At 59.6% G+C, this 19,585-nt stretch carries 18 protein-coding genes; 7 read left to right on the forward strand and 11 right to left on the reverse strand.

Features of this window, described 5'->3' with window-relative positions:
• Nucleotides 1-71: 71 nt before the first annotated feature.
• The 3 genes from choV to ACIPIN_RS17690 all read right to left on the reverse strand — a co-directional run bounded on the left by choV (nucleotide 72) and on the right by ACIPIN_RS17690 (nucleotide 3,109).
• A complete protein-coding gene (gene choV / locus ACIPIN_RS17680) occupies nucleotides 72-1,250 on the reverse strand; it encodes a choline ABC transporter ATP-binding protein (RefSeq protein ID WP_123426493.1) in 1,179 nt (392 codons plus the stop codon).
• A complete protein-coding gene (gene choW, locus ACIPIN_RS17685) occupies nucleotides 1,247-2,092 on the reverse strand; it encodes a choline ABC transporter permease subunit (RefSeq protein ID WP_123426562.1) in 846 nt (281 codons plus the stop codon). The genes choV and choW overlap by 4 nt, the downstream gene beginning before the upstream one ends.
• 66 nt (nucleotides 2,093-2,158) lie before the next feature.
• A complete protein-coding gene (locus ACIPIN_RS17690) occupies nucleotides 2,159-3,109 on the reverse strand; it encodes a choline ABC transporter substrate-binding protein (protein ID WP_401120552.1) in 951 nt (316 codons plus the stop codon).
• A gap of 429 nt (nucleotides 3,110-3,538) precedes the next feature.
• On the opposite strand from ACIPIN_RS17690, the gene ACIPIN_RS17695 reads away from it, so the two are divergent.
• Together ACIPIN_RS17695 and ACIPIN_RS17700 are read left to right on the forward strand one after the other, a co-directional pair.
• Nucleotides 3,539-4,915 (forward strand): L-serine ammonia-lyase, encoded by a 1,377-nt coding sequence (locus ACIPIN_RS17695; protein ID WP_401120553.1) that lies wholly within the window; start codon nucleotides 3,539-3,541, stop codon nucleotides 4,913-4,915.
• A gap of 521 nt (nucleotides 4,916-5,436) precedes the next feature.
• The gene (locus ACIPIN_RS17700) at nucleotides 5,437-6,540 is read left to right on the forward strand and encodes a GlxA family transcriptional regulator (protein ID WP_401120555.1); all 1,104 of its coding nucleotides are present in this window, start codon (nucleotides 5,437-5,439) and stop codon (nucleotides 6,538-6,540) included.
• Nucleotides 6,541-6,633: 93 nt separating this feature from the next.
• Here ACIPIN_RS17700 and ACIPIN_RS17705 read toward each other — a convergent pair whose 3' ends face one another.
• From ACIPIN_RS17705 to choX, 6 genes are all read right to left on the reverse strand, one after another.
• Nucleotides 6,634-6,897 carry a hypothetical protein gene (locus ACIPIN_RS17705; RefSeq protein ID WP_347902423.1) on the reverse strand — a complete coding sequence of 88 codons (264 nt, stop codon included), beginning with the start codon at nucleotides 6,895-6,897 and terminating at the stop codon, nucleotides 6,634-6,636.
• A gap of 395 nt (nucleotides 6,898-7,292) precedes the next feature.
• Nucleotides 7,293-8,456 (reverse strand): gamma-butyrobetaine dioxygenase, encoded by a 1,164-nt coding sequence (locus ACIPIN_RS17710; RefSeq protein WP_401120556.1) that lies wholly within the window; start codon nucleotides 8,454-8,456, stop codon nucleotides 7,293-7,295.
• A gap of 21 nt (nucleotides 8,457-8,477) precedes the next feature.
• The gene (locus ACIPIN_RS17715; protein WP_401120557.1) at nucleotides 8,478-8,954 is read right to left on the reverse strand and encodes a thioesterase family protein; all 477 of its coding nucleotides are present in this window, start codon (nucleotides 8,952-8,954) and stop codon (nucleotides 8,478-8,480) included.
• 165 nt (nucleotides 8,955-9,119) lie between these two features.
• Nucleotides 9,120-10,085, reverse strand: coding sequence for an L-carnitine dehydrogenase (locus tag ACIPIN_RS17720; protein ID WP_401120558.1), 966 nt, complete (start codon nucleotides 10,083-10,085; stop codon nucleotides 9,120-9,122).
• A 139-nt stretch (nucleotides 10,086-10,224) separates the two neighbouring features.
• Nucleotides 10,225-11,112, reverse strand: coding sequence for a 3-keto-5-aminohexanoate cleavage protein (locus ACIPIN_RS17725; protein ID WP_019694008.1), 888 nt, complete (start codon nucleotides 11,110-11,112; stop codon nucleotides 10,225-10,227).
• 101 nt (nucleotides 11,113-11,213) lie between these two features.
• A complete protein-coding gene (choX, locus tag ACIPIN_RS17730) occupies nucleotides 11,214-12,158 on the reverse strand; it encodes a choline ABC transporter substrate-binding protein (protein ID WP_401120560.1) in 945 nt (314 codons plus the stop codon).
• 193 nt (nucleotides 12,159-12,351) lie between these two features.
• On the opposite strand from choX, the gene ACIPIN_RS17735 reads away from it, so the two are divergent.
• Both ACIPIN_RS17735 and ACIPIN_RS17740 read left to right on the forward strand, forming a co-directional pair.
• Nucleotides 12,352-13,311, forward strand: a complete 960-nt coding sequence (locus ACIPIN_RS17735; RefSeq protein WP_401120561.1) for a GlxA family transcriptional regulator — start codon at nucleotides 12,352-12,354, stop codon at nucleotides 13,309-13,311.
• Between the two features lie 68 nt (nucleotides 13,312-13,379).
• Complete coding sequence (locus ACIPIN_RS17740) at nucleotides 13,380-14,561, forward strand: AAA family ATPase (protein ID WP_401120562.1); 1,182 nt, start codon at nucleotides 13,380-13,382, stop codon at nucleotides 14,559-14,561.
• A gap of 2 nt (nucleotides 14,562-14,563) precedes the next feature.
• Here the strand turns inward: ACIPIN_RS17740 and ACIPIN_RS17745 are convergent, their stop codons facing one another.
• Nucleotides 14,564-14,980, reverse strand: a complete 417-nt coding sequence (locus tag ACIPIN_RS17745) for a DUF3010 family protein (protein WP_401120563.1) — start codon at nucleotides 14,978-14,980, stop codon at nucleotides 14,564-14,566.
• Nucleotides 14,981-15,028: 48 nt separating this feature from the next.
• Entirely contained in the window at nucleotides 15,029-15,430 is a 402-nt protein-coding gene (locus tag ACIPIN_RS17750; protein WP_401120565.1) for a lysozyme inhibitor LprI family protein, read from the reverse strand.
• 238 nt (nucleotides 15,431-15,668) lie between these two features.
• On the opposite strand from ACIPIN_RS17750, the gene ACIPIN_RS17755 reads away from it, so the two are divergent.
• The 3 genes from ACIPIN_RS17755 to dgcA all read left to right on the forward strand — a co-directional run bounded on the left by ACIPIN_RS17755 (nucleotide 15,669) and on the right by dgcA (nucleotide 19,417).
• Nucleotides 15,669-16,646 carry a dipeptidase gene (locus ACIPIN_RS17755; RefSeq protein WP_123426508.1) on the forward strand — a complete coding sequence of 326 codons (978 nt, stop codon included), beginning with the start codon at nucleotides 15,669-15,671 and terminating at the stop codon, nucleotides 16,644-16,646.
• A 164-nt stretch (nucleotides 16,647-16,810) separates the two neighbouring features.
• Complete coding sequence (locus tag ACIPIN_RS17760; RefSeq protein ID WP_007947752.1) at nucleotides 16,811-17,341, forward strand: DUF5943 domain-containing protein; 531 nt, start codon at nucleotides 16,811-16,813, stop codon at nucleotides 17,339-17,341.
• A gap of 15 nt (nucleotides 17,342-17,356) precedes the next feature.
• Complete coding sequence (gene dgcA / locus ACIPIN_RS17765) at nucleotides 17,357-19,417, forward strand: dimethylglycine demethylation protein DgcA (RefSeq protein ID WP_262112953.1); 2,061 nt, start codon at nucleotides 17,357-17,359, stop codon at nucleotides 19,415-19,417.
• The last annotated feature ends 168 nt before the right edge of the window (nucleotides 19,418-19,585 follow it).

Raw genomic sequence — 19,585 nt, forward strand, 5'->3', positions numbered from 1 at the left:
TCGCTCCCACATTAAGTTCTACGCACTAACAAAAACGCCGCGATCCTCGCGGCGTTTTTGTGTCTGTTGCCTTACCCCAGGTTCTTGCCGAGCAGCGCGTGGTACAGCTCGCTGTCGCCGAGAATCCCCACCACATGATTGTTGTCGTGCAGCACCAGCTTGTTGCCGGTCTGATAACGAATCTGCAACGCGTCGCGCATGCCGATGTTCGAGTCCACCAGCGTTGGTCGACGGCCCAGGCCTTCAACCGCTTGCCCCGGTACCCAGTTCTGCAGGTCCAGGCTCGCGCCGTTCTGGCGTGCGCCCTTGATGGTGTTGCCTTCGGCCAGGTCCAGCCAGGAGTCGCCGCCCGGATCCAGGCATACAGAACCGTTGATGCGTTTGCAGTTGTCCAGTGTGCGCATCAGGCTGCGACCGCACAATACGTTCAGCGGGTTGGTGTGCGCGACGAAAGTCCGCACGTAGTCATCGGCCGGGTTGAGGACGATTTCTTCCGGCTTGCTGTACTGGATGATCCGGCCGTCTTTCATGATCGCGATACGGCTGCCGAGTTTCAGCGCTTCATCAAGGTCGTGACTTACGAAGACGATGGTCTTGTGCAGCTTGCGTTGCAGTTCCAGCAGTTCGTCTTGCAGGCCTTGGCGAATCAACGGGTCGAGGGCCGAGAAGGGTTCATCCATCAGCAGGATGTCGGCGTCCATCGCCAGTGCGCGGGCCAGGCCCACACGTTGCTGCATGCCGCCAGAGAGTTCGTCGGGTTTCTTGTTACGCCATTGGGACAGGCCGACCAGTTCGAGCTTCTCGTCGACTAGTTTGTGGCGTTCCTTCTCGGGACGACCCTGCATTTCGAGGCCGAAGCTGATGTTCTCGCGCACCGTCAGCCAAGGCATCAGGGCGAACTTCTGGAACACCATGGCGATGCGCTTGGTACGCATCATTTTCAGTTCTGCCGGGGTGCAGGAGGCGATGTCGATCTGCCGGCCTTCATGCTCGACGAACAGCTTGCCACGGCTGACCGTGTTCAAGCCGTTGATGCAGCGCAGCAGGCTGGATTTGCCGGAGCCGGAAAGGCCCATCAGCACGCAGATTTCGCCTTTTTCGATGTCCAGGCTGGCTTTTTCAACGCCAACGATTTGCCCGGTTTTTTTCAGGATCTGGTCACGGGTCATGCCCTGGTCGAGCAGTTTCAGGGCTTCACGCGGGTCCTTGGAGAAGACCACGTCGACCTGATCGAAGCGGATTATGCTCATGCGTCACCCCCTACTTTGGCGTCGGGTTGTTTGCAGATACGGTCGAGCATGATCGCCAGCAGTACGATCGCCAGGCCGGCTTCGAAGCCCAGGGCGATATCAGCAGTGTTCAGTGCGTTGACCACGGGTTTGCCCAGGCCATCGGCACCCACCAGTGCCGCGATCACCACCATCGACAACGACAGCATGATGCACTGGGTGATACCGGCTGCGATGCTCGGCATCGCGTGGGGCAGTTCAATACGGGAGAGCAGCTGACGGCGCGAGCAGCCAAAGGCCTTGCCGGCGTCCATCAGTTCTTGCGGCACATCGCGGATGCCCAGGTAGGTCAGACGGATAGGCGCGGCAATCGCGAACACTACCGTTGAAATCAGACCCGGGACCACACCCAGACCGAACAGGGTCAGGGTAGGAATGAGGTACACAAACGTCGGTACGGTCTGCATCAGATCGAGCACCGGACGCATCAGCGTGTAGAACATCGGTTTGTGCGCGGCGACGATGCCCAACGGCACGCCTATTATCACGCAGACGAAGGTGGCGAATAGCACCTGGGCGAGGGTTTCCATGGTTTCCTGCCAGTAACCCAGGTTGAGGATCAGCAGGAAGGAGGCGATGACGAAAGCGGTCAGGCCCCATTTGCGTTGAATGAAGTGAGCCAGCAAGGCGATCAGGCCGATCAGTGCCAGCGGGTTGAACCAGGTCAGCGCGAACGTCACGCCGTGGATCATCGTTTCCAGTGTCGTGGCGATCGCATCGAATGTGCTGGCGCCGTGTTTCGTCAGCCATTCTACGAAGGCAGCGATGTACTGGCCTAAAGGGATTTTCTGATCAATCAGCATGGTAGTGAACGTCCGCATGCAAGGAAAAAAACAGCCCGGGCGAGCGAACTCGCCCGGCGTCAACAATTACTGTGCAAGCTTGGCTTTCACGGCTTCCAGGCCTGGTTTACCGTCAATGGTGGTCACGCCAGCGAGCCAGGTATTGAGTACCTGTGGATTCTTTTTCAGCCAGGCCTTGGCGGCCGCTTCAGGCTTCATCTTGTCGTCCAGGATGTTGCCCATCAGCGAGCTTTCCATGTCGACGGTGAACTCCAGATTTTTCAGCAACTGACCGACGTTGCTGCATTCCTGGCTGTAGCCCTTGCGGGTGTTGGTCAGGACTGTCGCCGCACCGAAATCCGGGCCGAAATAATCGTCGCCACCGGTGAGGTACTGGATCTTGAAGCGCTTGTTCATCGGGTGCGGCGCCCAGCCCAGGAACACCACAGCGGTATCGCGCTTCTGAGCGCGGTCGACTTGCGAGAGCATGCCGGCTTCGCTGGACTCGACCACTTTGAAACCGGCGTCTTTGAGGCCGAAGGCGTTCTTGTCAATCATACTCTGGATCAGGCGGTTGCCGTCGTTGCCCGGCTCGATGCCATAGATCTTGCCGTCGAGTTCTTTCTTGAACTTGGCAATGTCCTTGAAGTCATGCAGCCCTTTGTCGTAAAGCGCTTGTGGCACTGCCAGGGTGTACTTGGCGCCTTTGAGGTTGGTCCGCACGGTTTCCACGGTGCCCGCATCGCGGTAGGCCTTGATGTCGTTTTCCATGGTCGGCATCCAGTTGCCGAGGAACACGTCCATGTTCTTGCCGTCGGCCAGGGACTTGTAGGTCACCGGCACGGAAATCATGGTGGTCTTGGTCTTGTAGCCCAACGCGTCAAGCACGACGCTGGTGGTCGCCGTTGTGGCGGTGATGTCGGTCCAGCCGACATCGGAGAAGTTTACGGTGCTGCACTGTGCCGGCTCTGTGGCGTGAGCCAGAAGCGGCAGACTGAGCATGGCGGCCAACAACAACGACGGGGAACCTATTTTCATGGGTGGACTCCTGAGTGTTTTTTTTGGCGGTGTTCTGACCGCACTTATGGGTGTTGCGGTTGGTGGGCGTGTGGAGCAGCTCTACCACGTCGCCGTGCAATCGAGTCGAGACTGATCATGGACCAGTGAATTTCTGACGCCTACAGGGTGCGTCGTATCCAGTACAGGGATGGTCGCATCCAGTGTCGGTGAGGTCGTTTACAGCTTTATTCAGCGCTTTTTAGTCCTCTGAGCCGCAAAAAAACGGCCAAAACGTGTCGTCTGGGGCCGGCGGCGTTGGTGGGCATGGGTACGTCGGTGTGAGACGTCGAGCGACATCGCAAAAGCCTGATGATGCGGTCAGATCAAAGGGTTGCCGCTTGAGCGTAGCAGCTCCGCCACCGGGCGTTTTGGCGCCCGGAATATGCTCACCGAGGAGTCTCGCACGTCATGGCTATCAGTGTTTTCGACCTGTTCAAAATCGGCATTGGCCCCTCTAGCTCGCACACCGTCGGGCCGATGCGCGCCGCGGCGTTGTTCGTCGAGTCGTTGCGCGAGAAGGTGCTGCTGGAACAGGTGCACCGGATCGAAGTCCAGCTGTTCGGTTCGTTGTCGGCCACTGGTATCGGTCACGGCAGTGACAACGCGGTGATCATGGGCCTGATGGGCGAATGGCCGGACGCGATCGACCCGTCGCAAATCGGCGTTCGCATCGACACGTTGCGTGAAACCCACACACTGTTGCTCGACGGTCGCTTGCCGGTGCCCTTCATCTGGGCGCGGGACATGCGCCTGATCGATGAGAACCTGCCATTCCATCCCAATGCGATGACCCTGGTGGCTGAAGGTGAGCACGGTGAGTTGCATCGCGACACCTACTATTCAGTTGGCGGCGGTTTTGTCGTTGATCAGAAGCAGGCCTCAAGCGGCGTGGTCGATCTGGACCGCACCGTGTTGCCTTACGATTTTTCCAGCGCGGCGGAGCTGCTTGCCCTGTGCCAGAAACACAAACTGCGTGTCGCCGAGCTGATGATGGCGAACGAGAAGGTCTGGCGTTCGGAAGAAGAAATCCGCAGCGGTCTGATGAAACTCTGGCGCGCCATGCAGGATTGCGTCGAACAGGGCCTCAAACACGAAGGCATCCTGCCTGGTGGTCTGAACGTACGCCGTCGCGCTGCCAAGTTGCATCGCAGCCTGCAAGAGCTGAACAAGCCCAACGTGATCGGCTCGACCTTGAGTGCCATGGAGTGGGTCAACCTGTTCGCCCTCGCGGTCAACGAAGAAAACGCGGCCGGCGGGCGGATGGTTACGGCACCGACCAACGGCGCGGCCGGGATCATTCCGGCGGTGTTGCACTACTTTATGAAATTCAGCGAGGTAGTGACGGACGCCAATGTCGTCGACTATTTCCTCGGTGCGGCGGCGGTCGGGATTCTGTGTAAAAAGAACGCCTCGATTTCCGGCGCCGAAGTCGGCTGCCAGGGCGAAGTCGGTTCGGCCTGCGCGATGGCGGCGGCCGGGCTGGCGGAGATTCTGGGGGCGACGCCGGAGCAACTGTGCAACGCGGCGGAAATCGGTCTGGAGCACAACCTCGGCCTGACGTGCGACCCGGTCGGTGGGCTGGTGCAGGTGCCGTGCATCGAGCGCAACGCCATCGCTGCGGTGAAGGCTATCAATGCTGCGCAAATGGCCCTGCGCGGTGACGGTCAGCACTTCATTTCGCTGGACCGGGTGATCCGCACCATGCGCGATACCGGCGCTGACATGCACGACAAATATAAAGAGACATCGCGCGGTGGGTTGGCTGTCAGCGCGGTGGAATGCTAAGACCGAGTCGCCTGCATCGCGGGCAAGCCTTGCTCCTACAGAGACAGGTACGCGTACATCCGTAGGAGCAAAGCTTGCTCGCGATGGGGCCAGAACAGTCAAATCTGCGCGCTAATTGAACACTGGTCCCAATAAGCGCCACCTTTTAGCGCGTCGCAATCAGGCAACAAATATCCTCAACGGTCGGACGTCATTCAGGGCTCCGACCGCTCGTCACCTGTGCTTGGGGTGACACTCTTTCCCGGCGTCTTTTAATGCGCTTCCCACAAGTGCTACCGATTTGCTCAAACGCAACGGGGCAGGGCGCTTGCCTTCGTGGACTGTGCTGATAACCCCCACGGCTCGATAGACACATATAGACACATCGCGACGTCGTTTTCAGGAGTTATTGAATGCGCATTCAACTTTAGGCATGGCAATTGCTCTGTCATAACAAAGCCCCGTCTCACGCAAGAGAACGATGGCCATAACAAGAGCCTCCGCCTGAGGCCATCACCCGCTTTGTGTGAGGAGATACCGCGATGACGTCGTTCAACTCCGGGGCTCAACCCCAGAACCGTGCGCCTCAATCCATCGGCTTTTTGCTGCTGGACAATTTCACGCTGATTTCTCTGGCCTCCGCAGTAGAACCCCTGCGTATGGCCAACCAATTGTCCGGTCGCGAGCTGTATCGCTGGAGCACCCTCACCGTCGATGGCGGCCAGGTCTGGGCCAGTGACGGTCTGCAAATCACCCCCGACGCCTCCATGCACAAAGCCCCCGCCCTGGACACCGTCATTGTCTGCGGCGGCATCGGCATTCAACGCACTGTTACTCGCGAACACGTGTCGTGGCTGCAAAGCCAGGCCCGGCAGTCGCGTCGCCTCGGCGCCGTCTGCACTGGCAGTTGGGCCCTGGCCTGCGCAGGTCTGCTGGACGGTTTCGATTGCAGCGTGCACTGGGAATGTCTGGCGTCGATGCAGGAAGCTTTCCCGCGTGTGGCCATGAGCACTCGCCTGTTCACCCTCGACCGCAACCGTTTCACCAGCTCCGGCGGCACCGCGCCACTGGACATGATGCTGCACTTGATCAGCCGCGATCACGGCCGTGAACTGTCGGCAGCGATCTCGGAAATGTTTGTCTACGAGCGCATTCGTAACGAACAGGATCACCAGCGCGTGCCGCTCAAGCACATGCTGGGCACCAATCAGCCGAAGTTGCAGGAAATCGTCGCGCTGATGGAAGCCAACCTGGAAGAGCCGATCGACCTCGATGAACTGGCGGTCTACGTTGCCGTGTCACGTCGTCAGCTGGAGCGGCTGTTCCAGAAATACCTGCACTGCTCGCCGTCGCGTTACTACCTCAAGCTGCGCCTGATCCGCGCCCGGCAATTGCTCAAGCAAACGCCGATGTCGATCATCGAAGTGGCCTCGGTGTGCGGCTTCGTGTCGACTCCGCACTTCTCCAAGTGCTACCGCGAATACTTCGGCATTCCACCGCGTGATGAACGCGTCGGTTCCAACACCGCCCAACAGGTGGCAATGTTGCCGATCCCGCAAGCACTGGTGCTGGCACCGTTGTCCGGACCGATGTCGGCGTTGAGCCAGGCACGTAACGAGTCGACGTTTGCCAGCGTAAGGCTCTAAACCGAGGCGTCATCAGAAAAGATCGCAGCCTGCGGCAGCTCCTACAGATATTGGCGTAGGAGCTGCCGCAGGCTGCGATCTTTTGCTTTGTTATCAGGCGCTACGGCTTTGTTGGTATTGCGCCAATGCCGGCAGCAGTTGCTTGTCTATCGCCTGGCGCACGGCAGGCAGAATCGTCGCGCTGCTGGTGTACATCTGCTTGACCATGGTCCTCAGGGTCATGGCCCGCACATCGTTCAAACCGCGTACCGCGCATTCACAGGCCTGCTCCGCAGTGGCGCCACTCGGGACTTCAAACCCCAAGGCTTTGAGCTGGCCCAACAGGTCTTCCTGGTCAATCAAATCGGCGTGCATCATGACGCAATCCTTCTTCAGGGAACGGTGTCGTGGCTCGATTCTGGTAGGGGCGATGGGTGGGGGCAAGGACGATTTGTCGCAATGGCCGCAATACCTATGAACAGGTCGTTTTCGGCTAACTTGCGGGAGGAGGGAGTGGGCACACTGGGTTCAGCTGGCTTCACGAAGGTTTGGTCACCCTCGCGCAACAGCTCCTCAACAGTAAGTTCTGCCTCGATCCTGTCACGGCTTGATCGGGGCTTTTTTTTGTCTGTGACTGGGAGAGATGAGGTGTTTGAACCGGCGCTTTCGCGAGCAAGCCCGCTCCCACATTCGATCTGCGTCGTACACAAATAATGTGTCCACTGAAGATCAGGTGTGGGAGCGGGCTTGCTCGCGAAGAACGATGACGCGGTCTAGCGTTGCAACACCAAAATGCGCGACAACAATTCATCGCGATCGATGTAGCAGCCCTGGAAATGCCGGGCGCCGCTGGCGGGGTCGAAGGCGTTGCGGGCGTGGAGGGTTCGGCGGTTGTCGAAGCACCACAGCTCGCCAGGGTTGAGGCGCTGCATCAGACGGAACCTGGGTTCGCGGGTCATGGCGATAAACCGCCGATAGGCCCGATACAACTTGGGCATCTGCTCGACCGACGCATCGAACGGTCCCCGCAGGAAGTTCGCCATGCGGATTTCCGACACCTGCCCCAGCGTATCGAGGGCGATGATCGGTGCCAGGCAGCGGTAGTCGCTGTGGCGGTCCTTGTTGCGAAACTCCACGGGGATTTCGCACAGCGCACGGAAGGCTTCGGGGTCCTCCTGACGCAAGGCGTCGGCAATGGCAAAGCCGTCGACAAAAATACTCTCGCCACCGTCCGCGTCGTTGACCAGGCAATGCAGAAATTGCAGCCCCGGTTGCAACTCGCGTGTCGGTAGATCGCTGTGCAGCGGCAGGTTGAATGCGGTGTAAGCGTTGCTGTCGGCGTCGGCCTTGGATTGCACGTTGAACAGCACACCGAAATTGCTCTCGCGGATAAACGAAATCCGCTTGGCGATCTGCGTCAGCGAGCCGGGTTCGGTGGGGATGCCACGCACTTGGGTCAGGCCGATATCGCGCAGTGCCAAAAGCCATTGCAGCAGGGCCTTGGGATCGTCCATCAGCGCTTGATACTCGAACACCGGCAGCTTCAGTTGGCTGTTCCACAGCTGGCTTCTCGGTTTGCCGGCGCTGCGTTCGGCACGGGATTCATCGTCATAGGCGTGGGCGCGCAACCAGCCGGGATCGAAGCGGCTGGTATGACCGTCCAGCCAGTCGATAGACAGACAGCCTTCGGTATCAATCCGCGTCCCGGTGGGGGATAGATCTTCAGCGACATCGACGATTTCCAGCACCTGCTCGCGGGTCACGGCATACACGCAAACCGGGCACGGACAGTTGTCGCGCAACCATTGGTGATGAAAGGGGCTGACCCGGCCATCGGCCCATGTCACCTGCACTCGGTCCGCCAGGGTTTGCACGGCGGTCAAGGCGCTGATCAGGGGGTAACTGCGGAAGTCGGCAACAGCGGCGGCGGTGTTCATGCGAGCTCCTTTTTTTGATTGTTATTTTTCCGGCGGTAGTGCGATCACGCGGCCAATATAGGCGGGTGTGGGCAGATCCGATTGCAGCGAGGTCATGGCCAGCAGTTTGTCCAGTACCGGCTCGCTGAACGGTGCCGAACGTGGGCCGGCGAGGTCTACGTGCAGCAGCATTTGTTCGTTGCCCGCCAGTTCCTGTGCGTCGCCGATCAGGTGCAGGCTGTGGTAGAGGTGCAGGCGTTTGCGGTCGTGACCAATGATCTGGGTATGCACCTCGACCTCAGCGCCGAGCTTCACTTCGTGCAGATAGTTGAGGTGCAGTTCGAGGGTGAACAACGAGTTGCCGCTGGCTTCGCGGTTGTTGCTGTCCATGCCCAGTTGGTCCATCAGCGCATCGGTGGCGTAGCTGAAAATCAGCAGGTAGAACGCATCGCGCAGATGACCGTTGTAGTCGACCCAGTCGGGGGCGATGGTGGTGGTATAGGTGGTGAGGGCGGGCATGATGTGTGTTCCGACAATGATGGTGACTGGACTGACGCTATCGCGAGCAAGCTCGCTCCCACAGGGATCTACTGGGTGACACAAATAGCAGTCACACTCCAAATCAACTGTGGGAGCGAGCTTGCTCGCGAAGGGGCCAGACCTGCTGGCCCATAAGCCCGATGGTTATTCGCTAAAGGTCATGCCATGCTTTTCCTTGGTGGTCTTCACCGCCTCAAGTACCGCCAGCAGGCAATCATCACGATAGCGTTCCAGCGCCGAAATGCTGTGTTTGCCCAGTTGATCGCTGGTGCCGTCGACCACGTCGTCGATCAGCTTGTCGGTCAGTTCCGGTGCCGGCAGGTAAGTCCATGGCAGTTGCAGTGCCGGACCGAATTGCGCCATGAAGTGCCGCATACCGGCATCGCCGCCGGCCAGGGTGTAGGTCAGGAACGTGCCCATGAACGACCAGCGCAACCCCGCGCCAAAACGAATCGCATCGTCGATTTCGCCGGTGGTCGCCACGCCGTCGTTGACCAGGTGCAGCGCCTCGCGCCACAACGCTTCGAGCAGACGGTCGGCGATAAAGCCCGGTACTTCCTTGCGTACATGCAGTGGGCGCATGCCCAGCGATTCGTAGACCTTCATCGCTGCCTGTACAGCTTCTGGTGCGGTGTTCTTGCCGCCGACCACTTCCACCAAAGGCAGCAGGTAAACCGGGTTGAACGGATGCCCGACCACGCAACGTTCCGGGTGGGTCGAGCCCTCGTAGAACTCGCTTGGCAACAGCCCCGAGGTACTGGAGCCGATCAGTGCGTTGGGCTTGGCTGCTGCACTGATCTTGCTGTGCAGTTCGAGCTTCAGTTCAAGGCGTTCCGGGGCGCTTTCCTGAATGAAATCAGCATCACGCACGCATTCTTCGATGGTCGCGACAAAGCGCAGACGATCCTGCGACGCACCAGGTGCCAGGCCTTGTTTCTCCAGCGCGCCCCAGGCATTCGCGACGCGTTTGCGCAGGGCGGCTTCGGCACCGGGTGCCGGGTCCCAGGCCACCACATCAAGGCCATGGGCGAGGGCGCGGGACACCCAACCGCTGCCGATGACACCACTGCCCAGCGCGGCGAACGTTTTGATCTCGGTGATAAAGCTCATGGCAAATTCCTAAGGAGTTCTTCGACCCTGTAGGAGCAAAGCTTGCTCGCGATAGCGTCTGTCCATTCGACACATCTTCTGCAGCTGGAATACCGCTATCGCGAGCAAGCTTTGCTCCTACAGGTGGTATGTATTGGGGTCAGCCGCGCTTGGTCAGGCCCATCTTCGCCCGGCCTTCGGCTGGGGTCAGAACGCGGGCGCCGAGGCGGCTGAGGATTTCGCTGGCGCGTTCGACCAGCTGACCGTTGGTTGCCAGTACGCCGCGATCCAGCCAGATGTTGTCTTCCAGCCCGACCCGCACGTTGCCGCCCAGCAGCACCGCTTGGGCCGCCATTGGCATTTGCATGCGGCCGATGCCGAAGCCGGCCCAGACCGCATTGGCCGGCAGGTTGTCGACCATGGCTTTCATGGTGGTGGTGTCGGCCGGCGCGCCCCATGGGATGCCCAGGCACAGCTGGAACAGCGGGTCGTCGAGCAGGCCTTCTTTGATCAGCTGTTTGGCGAACCACAGGTGACCCGTGTCGAAGATTTCCAGCTCGGCTTTCACGCCCAGCTCTTGAATGCGTTTGGCGCCTGCGCGCAGCTGCGCCGGGGTGGAAACGTAAATGGTGTCCCCGTCACCGAAGTTCAGGGTGCCGCAATCGAGTGTGCAGATTTCCGGCAGCAGCTCTTCGACGTGAGCCAGACGGGTCAGCGGGCCGACCAGGTCAGTGTTCGGGCCGAACTCCATCGGGTTCTCGCCAGCGCCGATTTCCAGGTCGCCGCCCATGCCGGCAGTCAGGTTGACGATGATGTCGACGTCCGCTTCGCGAATGCGCTCCATCACTTCGCGGTACAGCGCCACGTCGCGGCTGAACTTGCCGGTTTCAGGGTTGCGCACATGGCAGTGGACCACGGTGGCCCCGGCTTTGGCGGCTTCTACCGCGGCGGCGGCGATCTGTTTTGGGGTGACCGGCACGTGTGGGCTCTTGGCGGTCGTGTCGCCAGCACCGGTGAGTGCGCAGGTGATGATGACGTCGTGGTTCATGGTGGGGTTTTCCTTCAGGCCTGATTTTCTGGGCGTAGTTTTGGGGCGTAGCGATCCCGCTCGCAGCCGAAACCGGCTGCGAAGAGGGGGTTCATTCCGGGTTACTTACTGGTCAATTGCAGGTTGTCGGCGGCCGGTTTGCCGTCGAAGGTGGTCACGCCTTCAAGCCAGCGTTGCTTGTCTTGCGGGTGATCCTTGAGCCATTGCTTGGCCGATTCGAAAGCGTCCTTGTGATCGAGCAGCGGCTGCATCATCCGGCTCTCGTCTTCGGCGGTGAAGGTCAGGTTGCTCAGCAAGCGGCTGACGTTCGGGCACTGGCTGGCATAGTTCGGTGCGGTCACGGTCCAGACGGTGGCCGAGCCTTCGTTCGGGCCCAGGGCATCCTGGCTGCCGGTGAGGTAGGTCATTTTCACGTTGACGTTCATCGGGTGCGGCGCCCAACCGAAGAACACCACGGCTTCGTTGCGTCGAACGGCGCGATCCACTGCCGCGAGCATGCCGGCTTCACTGGATTCGACCAGTTGGAACTTGCCCAGGCCGAACTGGTTCTTGGCGATCATTTCCTTGATCTGGGTGTTGGCGCCCGAACCTGGCTCGATGCCGTAGATCTTGCCGCCCAGTTCTTTTTCGAACTTGGCAATGTCGGCGAAGGTTTTCAGGCCCTTGTCAGCCAGGTAAGTCGGCACGGCCAGCGTGGCGCGGGCATCTTTGAGGCTCGGTTCACCGAGGACGGTGACTTGTTTGCCGGCGACGAACGGGGTGATGGTCTGGGTCATCAGCGGGTTCCAGTAGCCGAGGAACATGTCCAGGCGCTGGTCGCGGATGCCGGCGAAGATGATTTGCTGGGACGCACTGGTTTGTTTGGTCTTGTAGCCGAGGCCATCGAGCAGAACCTGGGTCATGGCGCTGGTGGCGATCACGTCGGTCCAGTTCACCACACCCATGCGCACGTTCTGGCACGCGGCGGGGTCGGCAGCCATAGCGCCGGAACTCAAGAAAGCGGTACCGCTGAGTGCAAGAACACAGCTGCTGATCAGTCGTTTCATGGTGGGATCCTCGGCAGGTCATTATTGTGGGGTCCGGCATCTGTTGTGCCGGTGGTGTCAAGTTACGCAGCTGAACATGGCAGAAAACGCACAGCGGCGACCAGCTCTTGCACTGCAGCGACCTGTGCTCTTGTCTGTCGCTTGCAAGTGGCGTATCAACGTCCACACGCTGCCCGCCATCCGAGTGCGTTCCATGTCCCAGGATTTCTACTTTTTGTTGATGCCGGGTTTCTCGGCCATCGGTTTCATCTCGGCGATCGAACCGCTGCGGGTGGCCAACCGCTTTCGCGGCGAGCTGTACCGCTGGCATGTGCTGAGCGCCGACGGCGGCCCGGTATTGGCGAGCAACGGCATGTCGCTCAACGCCGATGCGGCGCTGGAACCGCTGAAAAAGGGTGCGACCTTGCTGGTGGTTGCCGGTTTTGAACCGCTGAAGTTCGTCAACCCTCTGCTTACGCACTGGCTGCGCCGCCTCGATCATGACGGTGTAACCCTCGGCGGTATCGACACCGGCAGTTTCGTACTCGCAGAAGCGGGTCTGCTCGACGGCCACCGCGTGACTCTGCACTGGGAAGCCATCGATGCCTTCAAGGAATCTTATCCACAGCTCAGCGTCACCCAGGAGCTGTTCGAAATCGACCGCCGCCGCATTACTTCGGCAGGTGGTACAGCGTCTATCGACCTGATGCTCGACCTGATCGCTCAGGCCTACGGCCCGGAGCTGGCGATCCAGGTCAGCGAGCAATTCGTGCTCGGGCGCATCCGCCCGCGCAAAGACCACCAACGCATGCAGATCGCCACGCGCTATGGCATCAGCAACAAGAAACTGGTGCAGGTGATTGGCGAGATGGAACAGCACAGCGAACCGCCTCTCAGCACCCTGGAGCTGGCGGATTCGATCAAAGTGACACGACGTCAGCTTGAGCGCCTGTTCCGCTTGCACCTCAACGACACGCCGAGCAATTTCTACCTGGGGCTAAGACTGGAAAAAGCCCGGCAACTGCTGCGCCAGACCGACATGAGCGTGTTGGAAGTGAGCATTGCCTGCGGGTTTGAATCGCCGTCGTATTTCACCCGAAGTTATCGGACGCGGTTTGCGCGCTGTCCGCGTGAGGATCGGCGGCGGTTGGGGGATGGGCGAGAGGTGGTTTGACAGGTATTTATAGTCAATTATACTCGATACTATAATTTATAGTCGTTTCAATAATTGAGTATAAACCCTTGTCGAAAAGCACCGGTTTTGTGTTCCGTCGCCCCAGTCTGGCCCAAAACATTGCGGACGGTTTGATGGGGGCCGGAATTCAGGATTACACCTCTGGCCTGTTCTTGGCCGCGCCACGGCGCACCGGGAAAAGTACATTCCTGCGTGAAGACCTGATACCAGAGTGTGAGTCCCGAGGTTGGTTGGCGGTCTACGTCGATCTTTGGGCCAACCGAGAAAAAGACCCTGCCGACCTGATCGCTGCCGCCATTGCGGGGGCGCTGGTACCGTATGAGAAGGGCATTCGCAAACTGGCCAAGTCGATGGGCGTCGAGAAACTCAGTTTCCTGCGTACGCTGTCCTGGGATTTCAGCAAGCCACAATTGCCCGAAGACGCGACGCTGACTCAAGCTCTGGAATTACTGCACAACGCCGCTGGCAAGACCGTTGTGCTGGTGATCGACGAAGCCCAGCACGCGTTGAGCTCTGAAGCGGGGGGCAACGCCATGTTTGGGCTCAAGGCTGCCCGGGATCAGCTGAATCAAGGGCGCGAGGGAGAGTCCAGTGGTTTGCGTCTGGTGTTCACGGGGTCCAATCGCGACAAACTGGCTCACTTGGTGCTGAGCCGGAACCAGCCTTTCTACGGCTCCAGCATCACCCCGTTCCCGCTATTGAGCAAAGCGTTCACCCAAGCCTACACCGCCCATTTGAATGCTCATCTGGCACAGACCAACCAGTTTGTCGCCGAAGATATCGACGAGGCTTTCGAACTGGTGGGGCGTCGACCTGAAATGCTCCGCACCATCATTGGCGAAGTCGCACTGGAGCTGGGCGAAGCCAGCAATCTCAGCCAATTGCTGCGAAGCAGCGCCGAGTTGCTGCGTGCCGGCGTCTGGACTGAGTTTGAAAGTGCCTGGAACGCCCTGACCGTTGCTCAGCGTGCAGTGCTGGAGGTGATGGTCGAGCGCTCGCAGAACAACGAACCCTTTGCGCCTTTCACCGACGCGACGTTGGTCGCGGTGGCAAAAGCGCTGGAAACGATGGGCAGTGAGGTGGTGCCGGGCACCCAGACCATTCAGGCGTGCATCGAGGCTCTGCGTGAAAAGGAGCTGGTCTGGAAATCGAATCGCGGCGCTTATGCGCTTGAGGACAAGTCGTTTGCCGACTGGCTGAAGCACCATCGCACCCAGAAGGCTCAGTAAGCTTACTTTTTCATCAGCCCTGAACACGCCGCCTTGTACGCCTCATGCTGATACTTGTTCAGTGTCGCCGGTAGTGCAAAGTCGAACTTCTTGTTCTGCGCGTTAATGGTCTGCGGTGACAGCAGCGTCACCTCGCAGTTGTCCAGCAACTGGAAAACCCCTTCGATCTTGAAGGTAGTCGGGCCGCCGGCGAACTCGCCTTTTTTGCTGCGTTTCTTGATCGCAATACGCTCGATGCCGTTGTCGCGAACAAACGCGCTGACCTGCACGGCGAAGGCTTTGACGTTGGTGGCTTCGTCATCGTCGTCGAGGGCGATTTTCTTGGTGTTCAGGGCAACGTGGGTCAGCGCCTGATTGTCGAGCGAGGCGACGGCGATGATCGCTTCGCTGCCTTTGATTTCGATGCCGCAGATTTTCATGGACTCGCCTTGAGATGATGGTGCTGTTGCAGTGCTGTAGAGCCGCGTTTACTCCTGATCGATCGATTCCAAAAACTCCGACCGCTCGTCGCTTTTGCTCGCCAGACAATCGTTAAGGTCGATGGTATAGGCCTTGGTGCCCACCGCTGCGGGGAACGGTGCAATAGCGCAATCGGCATCCCGTGACTTCATCCAGAGCTGCTCGGCGGTCTGGAGTTTGCCGGTGATGTCTGCCAACTGCGCCTTGTTGTTCGCGTATTTGGATTTAACCCGCTCCAGTAACGCCTGGAAATTGTCCTTGAGCAGCTGTTCGGCGGTGGTTTTGCTGTAGGCCGAGCACTCCAGGGTCTGGACGTCGTTTTCGACCGCATCACACGGGGTGTTGTCGGCCTCTTCAGCCGCCTGTACGCCGGTCGCTATCAGTGCCAAAGCCAGGAAGATCGATTTCATTGCGTCGCCGCCCTCTTATTCCAGTGAAGCATCCAGTGATGCGGCGAATTCTGGCCCAAGCGCTAACTAAAGAACAGGTGGGCAAACAGCCCTTGGTGAGACCCTTTGTCGCGTATTGACGCTTTCGGCAATTCCCCTGTCGTTTTTGCACCCGGCTGCCCCGTCCCTCAAGCATATGCTGACCCCAAAGCGCCGGCAGACGATTCGGCGCATGAATCGCTAACAAGGGGACAGCCTGATGAGCCCAGCCGAATTGCACGCCGACAGCATCGTTATCGACGGACTGATCATTGCCAAGTGGAACCGTGAGCTGTTCGAAGACATGCGCAAGGGCGGTCTGACCGCGGCCAACTGCACCGTGTCGGTGTGGGAAGGGTTCCAGGCGACCATCAACAATATCGCCGCGAGCCAGAAGCTGATCCGCGAGAACAGCGACCTGGTGATTCCGGTCAAGACCACCGCCGACATCCGTCTCGCCAAAGAACAGGGCAAGACCGGGATCATCTTCGGCTTCCAGAACGCCCATGCTTTTGAGGACCAGATCGGCTACGTCGAGATCTTCAAGCAGCTCGGGGTTGGTGTGGTACAGATGTGCTACAACACCCAGAACCTGGTGGGCACCGGTTGCTACGAGCGTGACGGCGGTCTGTCGGGTTTCGGCCGTGAAATCGTCGCGGAAATGAACCGCGCCGGCATCATGTGCGACCTGTCTCACGTTGGCTCCAAGACGTCCGAAGAAGTCATCCTCGAATCGAAAAAACCGGTGTGCTACTCCCACTGCCTGCCGTCGGGTCTCAAAGAGCACCCGCGCAACAAGTCCGATGAAGAACTGAAGTTCATTGCCGACCACGGCGGTTTTGTCGGCGTGACCATGTTCGCGCCGTTCCTCGCCAAAGGCATCGATTCGACTATCGACGACTACGCCGAAGCCATCGAATACACCATGAACATCGTCGGTGAAGACGCGATCGGTATCGGTACCGACTTCACCCAGGGCCATGGCCAGGATTTCTTCGAAATGCTGACCCACGACAAGGGCTACGCCCGCCGTCTGACCAGCTTCGGCAAGATCATCAACCCGCTGGGCATCCGCACCGTGGGCGAGTTCCCGAACCTGACCGAGACGCTGCTCAAGCGCGGCCATTCCGAGCGAGTAGTGCGCAAGATCATGGGCGAAAACTGGGTCAACGTCCTCAAGGACGTCTGGGGCGAATAAGCCCACTTACAAACAACGATTCCTGTAGCAGCTGCCGAGGTACGAGGCTGCGTTGCGGTCCGCAGGACCGCCCTGGGGGGGGCCGCTTCGCAGCCCAACGCAGCCTCGCAGGCTCGGCAGCTGCTACATATCGCCTCAATAAATCGAATTCTGGAGTTTTACCCATGGCCAAGATCGCCCCGCAATTGCCAATCGAAGTCGACAGCGAAACCGGTGTCTGGACCTCTGACGCCCTGCCGATGCTGTACGTACCGCGTCACTTCTTCGTCAACAACCACATGGGCATCGAGGAAGTGCTGGGTGCTGAAGCTTACGCCGAGATCCTCTACAAGGCCGGCTACAAATCCGCCTGGCACTGGTGTGAAAAAGAAGCTGAATGCCATGGCCTGGAGGGCGTTGCGGTGTTCGAGCACTACATGAAGCGCCTGTCGCAACGTGGCTGGGGCCTGTTCAAGATCCAGGACATCGACCTCGACAAAGGCACCGCCAGCGTCAAGCTCGAACACTCGGCGTTCGTCTACGTCTACGGCAAGGTCGGACGCAAGGTCGACTACATGTTCACTGGCTGGTTTGCCGGTGCCATGGACCAGATTCTGCAAGCGCGCGGCAGCAAGATTCGCACCGTCGCCGAACAGGTTTACGGTGGCTCTGAAGAAGGCCACGACGACGGCTTGTTCACCGTCAAGCCGTTGTAAGTCGAGGATCCTGCCATGGCTTTCGAAGCAATGTTCCAGCCGATTCAAATCGGCAAACTGACCATCCGCAACCGCGTGCTCAGCACCGCGCATGCCGAGGTTTACGCCACCGACGGCGGGATGACCACCGATCGGTACGTGAAGTATTACGAAGAGAAAGCCAAGGGCGGGATCGGCCTGGCGATTTGCGGCGGTTCCTCCAGCGTGGCCATCGACAGCCCGCAAGGCTGGTGGAAGTCGGTCAACCTGGCCGACGACCGGATCATTCCGCACTTCCAGAACCTGGCCGATGCCATGCACAAGCATGGCGCCAAGATCATGATTCAGATTACCCACATGGGCCGTCGCTCGCGTTGGGATGGCGAGCATTGGCCGACCCTGCTGTCGCCGTCGGGCATCCGTGAACCGGTGCACCGCGCGACCTGCAAAACCATCGAGCCGGAAGAAATCTGGCGGGTGATCGGCAACTACGCAAGCGCTGCGGCACGTGCCAAGGCCGGTGGCCTGGACGGTGTTGAGCTGTCGGCGGTGCACCAGCACATGATCGACCAGTTCTGGAGCCCGCGCGTCAACAAACGTACCGACGAATGGGGCGGCAGCTTCGAGAACCGCATGCGTTTCGGTCTGGAAGTGATCAAGGCCGTGCGCAAGGAGGTCGGTCCGGACTTCTGCGTCGGCATTCGTATCTGCGGTGACGAATTTCACCCTGATGGCCTGAGCCATGAGGACATGAAGCAGATTGCCAAGTACTACGACGACACCGGCATGATCGACTTCATCGGCGTCGTGGGTTCGGGTTGCGATACCCACAACACCCTGGCCAACGTTATCCCCAACATGAGTTATCCACCGGAGCCGTTCCTGCACTTGGCGGCCGGTATCAAGGAAGTGGTCAAGGCCCCGGTGTTGCACGCGCAGAACATCAAGGACCCGAACCAGGCAACGCGTATTCTGGAAGGCGGTTACGTCGACATGGTCGGCATGACCCGCGCCCACATCGCTGACCCGCACCTGATCGCCAAGATCAAGATGGGCCAGATCGACCAGATCAAACAATGTGTTGGCGCCAACTACTGCATCGACCGTCAGTACCAGGGTCTGGACGTGCTGTGCATCCAGAACGCCGCGACCTCCCGTGAATACATGGGCGTGCCGCACATCATCGAGAAATCGACCGGTGTGAAACGCAAGGTTGTCGTCGTCGGTGCGGGTCCTGCCGGGATGGAAGCCGCTCGCGTGTCGGCCGAACGTGGCCACGACGTGACCCTGTTCGAGAAGAAAGAATTCATCGGCGGGCAGATCACTACTGCCTCGAAAGCCCCGCAACGGGACCAGATTGCCGGTATCACCCGTTGGTTCCAGCTGGAACTGGCGCGTCTGAAAGTCGACCTGCGCCTGGGCGTGGCAGCTGATGCAGCGACCATTCTCGATCTGCGTCCGGACGTGGTGGTACTCGCTGTCGGCGGTCATCCGTTCCTGGAGCAGAACGAACACTGGGGCGCGGCTGAAGGCCTGGTGGTCAGCAGCTGGGACATCCTCGACGGCAAGGTCGCACCGGGCAAGAACGTACTGGTCTACGACACCATTTGCGAGTTCACCGGGATGTCGACGGCGGACTTCCTCGCCGACAAGGGCAGCCAGGTCGAGATCGTCACCGACGACATCAAACCGGGTGTGGCGATTGGCGGTACGTCGTTCCCGACTTACTACCGCAGCATGTACCCGAAAGAAGTGATCATGACCGGCGACATGATGCTGGAGAAGGTCTACCGCGAAGGCGACAAGCTGGTGGCGGTGCTGGAGAACGAATACACCGGCGCCAAAGAGGAGCGGGTGGTCGACCAGGTGGTGGTCGAGAACGGCGTGCGGCCGGACGAAGAAATCTACTACGCGCTGAAGGAAGGCTCGCGCAACAAAGGCCAGATGGACATCGAAGCCCTGTTCGCGATCAAACCTCAGCCTTCGCTGAGTCAACCGGGTGACGGCTACTTGCTGTTCCGCATCGGTGACTGCGTGGCCCAGCGCAATACGCACGCGGCGATCTATGACGCGTTGCGGCTCTGTAAAGACTTCTAACGGCTTGCACATAACCCTGTGGGAGCGGGCTTGCTCGCGAAAGCGGTGGATCAGTCGACATCAATGTTGAATGTCAGTCCGCCTTCGCGAGCAAGCCCGCTCCCACAGGAATCGAGCAAGGCATCCAGGTAGTTAGGCCTGCAAGACCCCGAGGTCTTTGGGAGCTTC

The sequence above is a fragment of the Pseudomonas sp. NPDC087697 genome (assembly GCF_044743155.1).
In the GTDB taxonomy this organism is placed as follows: Bacteria; Pseudomonadota; Gammaproteobacteria; order Pseudomonadales; family Pseudomonadaceae; genus Aquipseudomonas.

Excerpts from the sequence above, each read along its gene's own strand:
- ACIPIN_RS17745 (WP_401120563.1), bottom strand. The coding sequence starts at position 14,980 with ATGAAAATCTGCGGCATCGAAATCAAAGGCAGCGAAGCGATCATCGCC.
- ACIPIN_RS17760 (WP_007947752.1), top strand. The coding sequence starts at position 16,811 with ATGGCCAAGATCGCCCCGCAATTGCCAATCGAAGTCGACAGCGAAACC.
- ACIPIN_RS17750 (WP_401120565.1), bottom strand. The coding sequence starts at position 15,430 with ATGAAATCGATCTTCCTGGCTTTGGCACTGATAGCGACCGGCGTACAG.
- ACIPIN_RS17735 (WP_401120561.1), top strand. The coding sequence starts at position 12,352 with ATGTCCCAGGATTTCTACTTTTTGTTGATGCCGGGTTTCTCGGCCATC.
- ACIPIN_RS17710 (WP_401120556.1), bottom strand. The coding sequence starts at position 8,456 with ATGAACACCGCCGCCGCTGTTGCCGACTTCCGCAGTTACCCCCTGATC.
- choX (WP_401120560.1), bottom strand. The coding sequence starts at position 12,158 with ATGAAACGACTGATCAGCAGCTGTGTTCTTGCACTCAGCGGTACCGCT.
- ACIPIN_RS17690 (WP_401120552.1), bottom strand. The coding sequence starts at position 3,109 with ATGAAAATAGGTTCCCCGTCGTTGTTGTTGGCCGCCATGCTCAGTCTG.
- ACIPIN_RS17720 (WP_401120558.1), bottom strand. The coding sequence starts at position 10,085 with ATGAGCTTTATCACCGAGATCAAAACGTTCGCCGCGCTGGGCAGTGGT.
- ACIPIN_RS17755 (WP_123426508.1), top strand. The coding sequence starts at position 15,669 with ATGAGCCCAGCCGAATTGCACGCCGACAGCATCGTTATCGACGGACTG.
- ACIPIN_RS17695 (WP_401120553.1), top strand. The coding sequence starts at position 3,539 with ATGGCTATCAGTGTTTTCGACCTGTTCAAAATCGGCATTGGCCCCTCT.
- ACIPIN_RS17725 (WP_019694008.1), bottom strand. The coding sequence starts at position 11,112 with ATGAACCACGACGTCATCATCACCTGCGCACTCACCGGTGCTGGCGAC.
- choV (WP_123426493.1), bottom strand. The coding sequence starts at position 1,250 with ATGAGCATAATCCGCTTCGATCAGGTCGACGTGGTCTTCTCCAAGGAC.
- dgcA (WP_262112953.1), top strand. The coding sequence starts at position 17,357 with ATGGCTTTCGAAGCAATGTTCCAGCCGATTCAAATCGGCAAACTGACC.
- choW (WP_123426562.1), bottom strand. The coding sequence starts at position 2,092 with ATGCTGATTGATCAGAAAATCCCTTTAGGCCAGTACATCGCTGCCTTC.
- ACIPIN_RS17715 (WP_401120557.1), bottom strand. The coding sequence starts at position 8,954 with ATGCCCGCCCTCACCACCTATACCACCACCATCGCCCCCGACTGGGTC.
- ACIPIN_RS17705 (WP_347902423.1), bottom strand. The coding sequence starts at position 6,897 with ATGATGCACGCCGATTTGATTGACCAGGAAGACCTGTTGGGCCAGCTC.
- ACIPIN_RS17700 (WP_401120555.1), top strand. The coding sequence starts at position 5,437 with ATGACGTCGTTCAACTCCGGGGCTCAACCCCAGAACCGTGCGCCTCAA.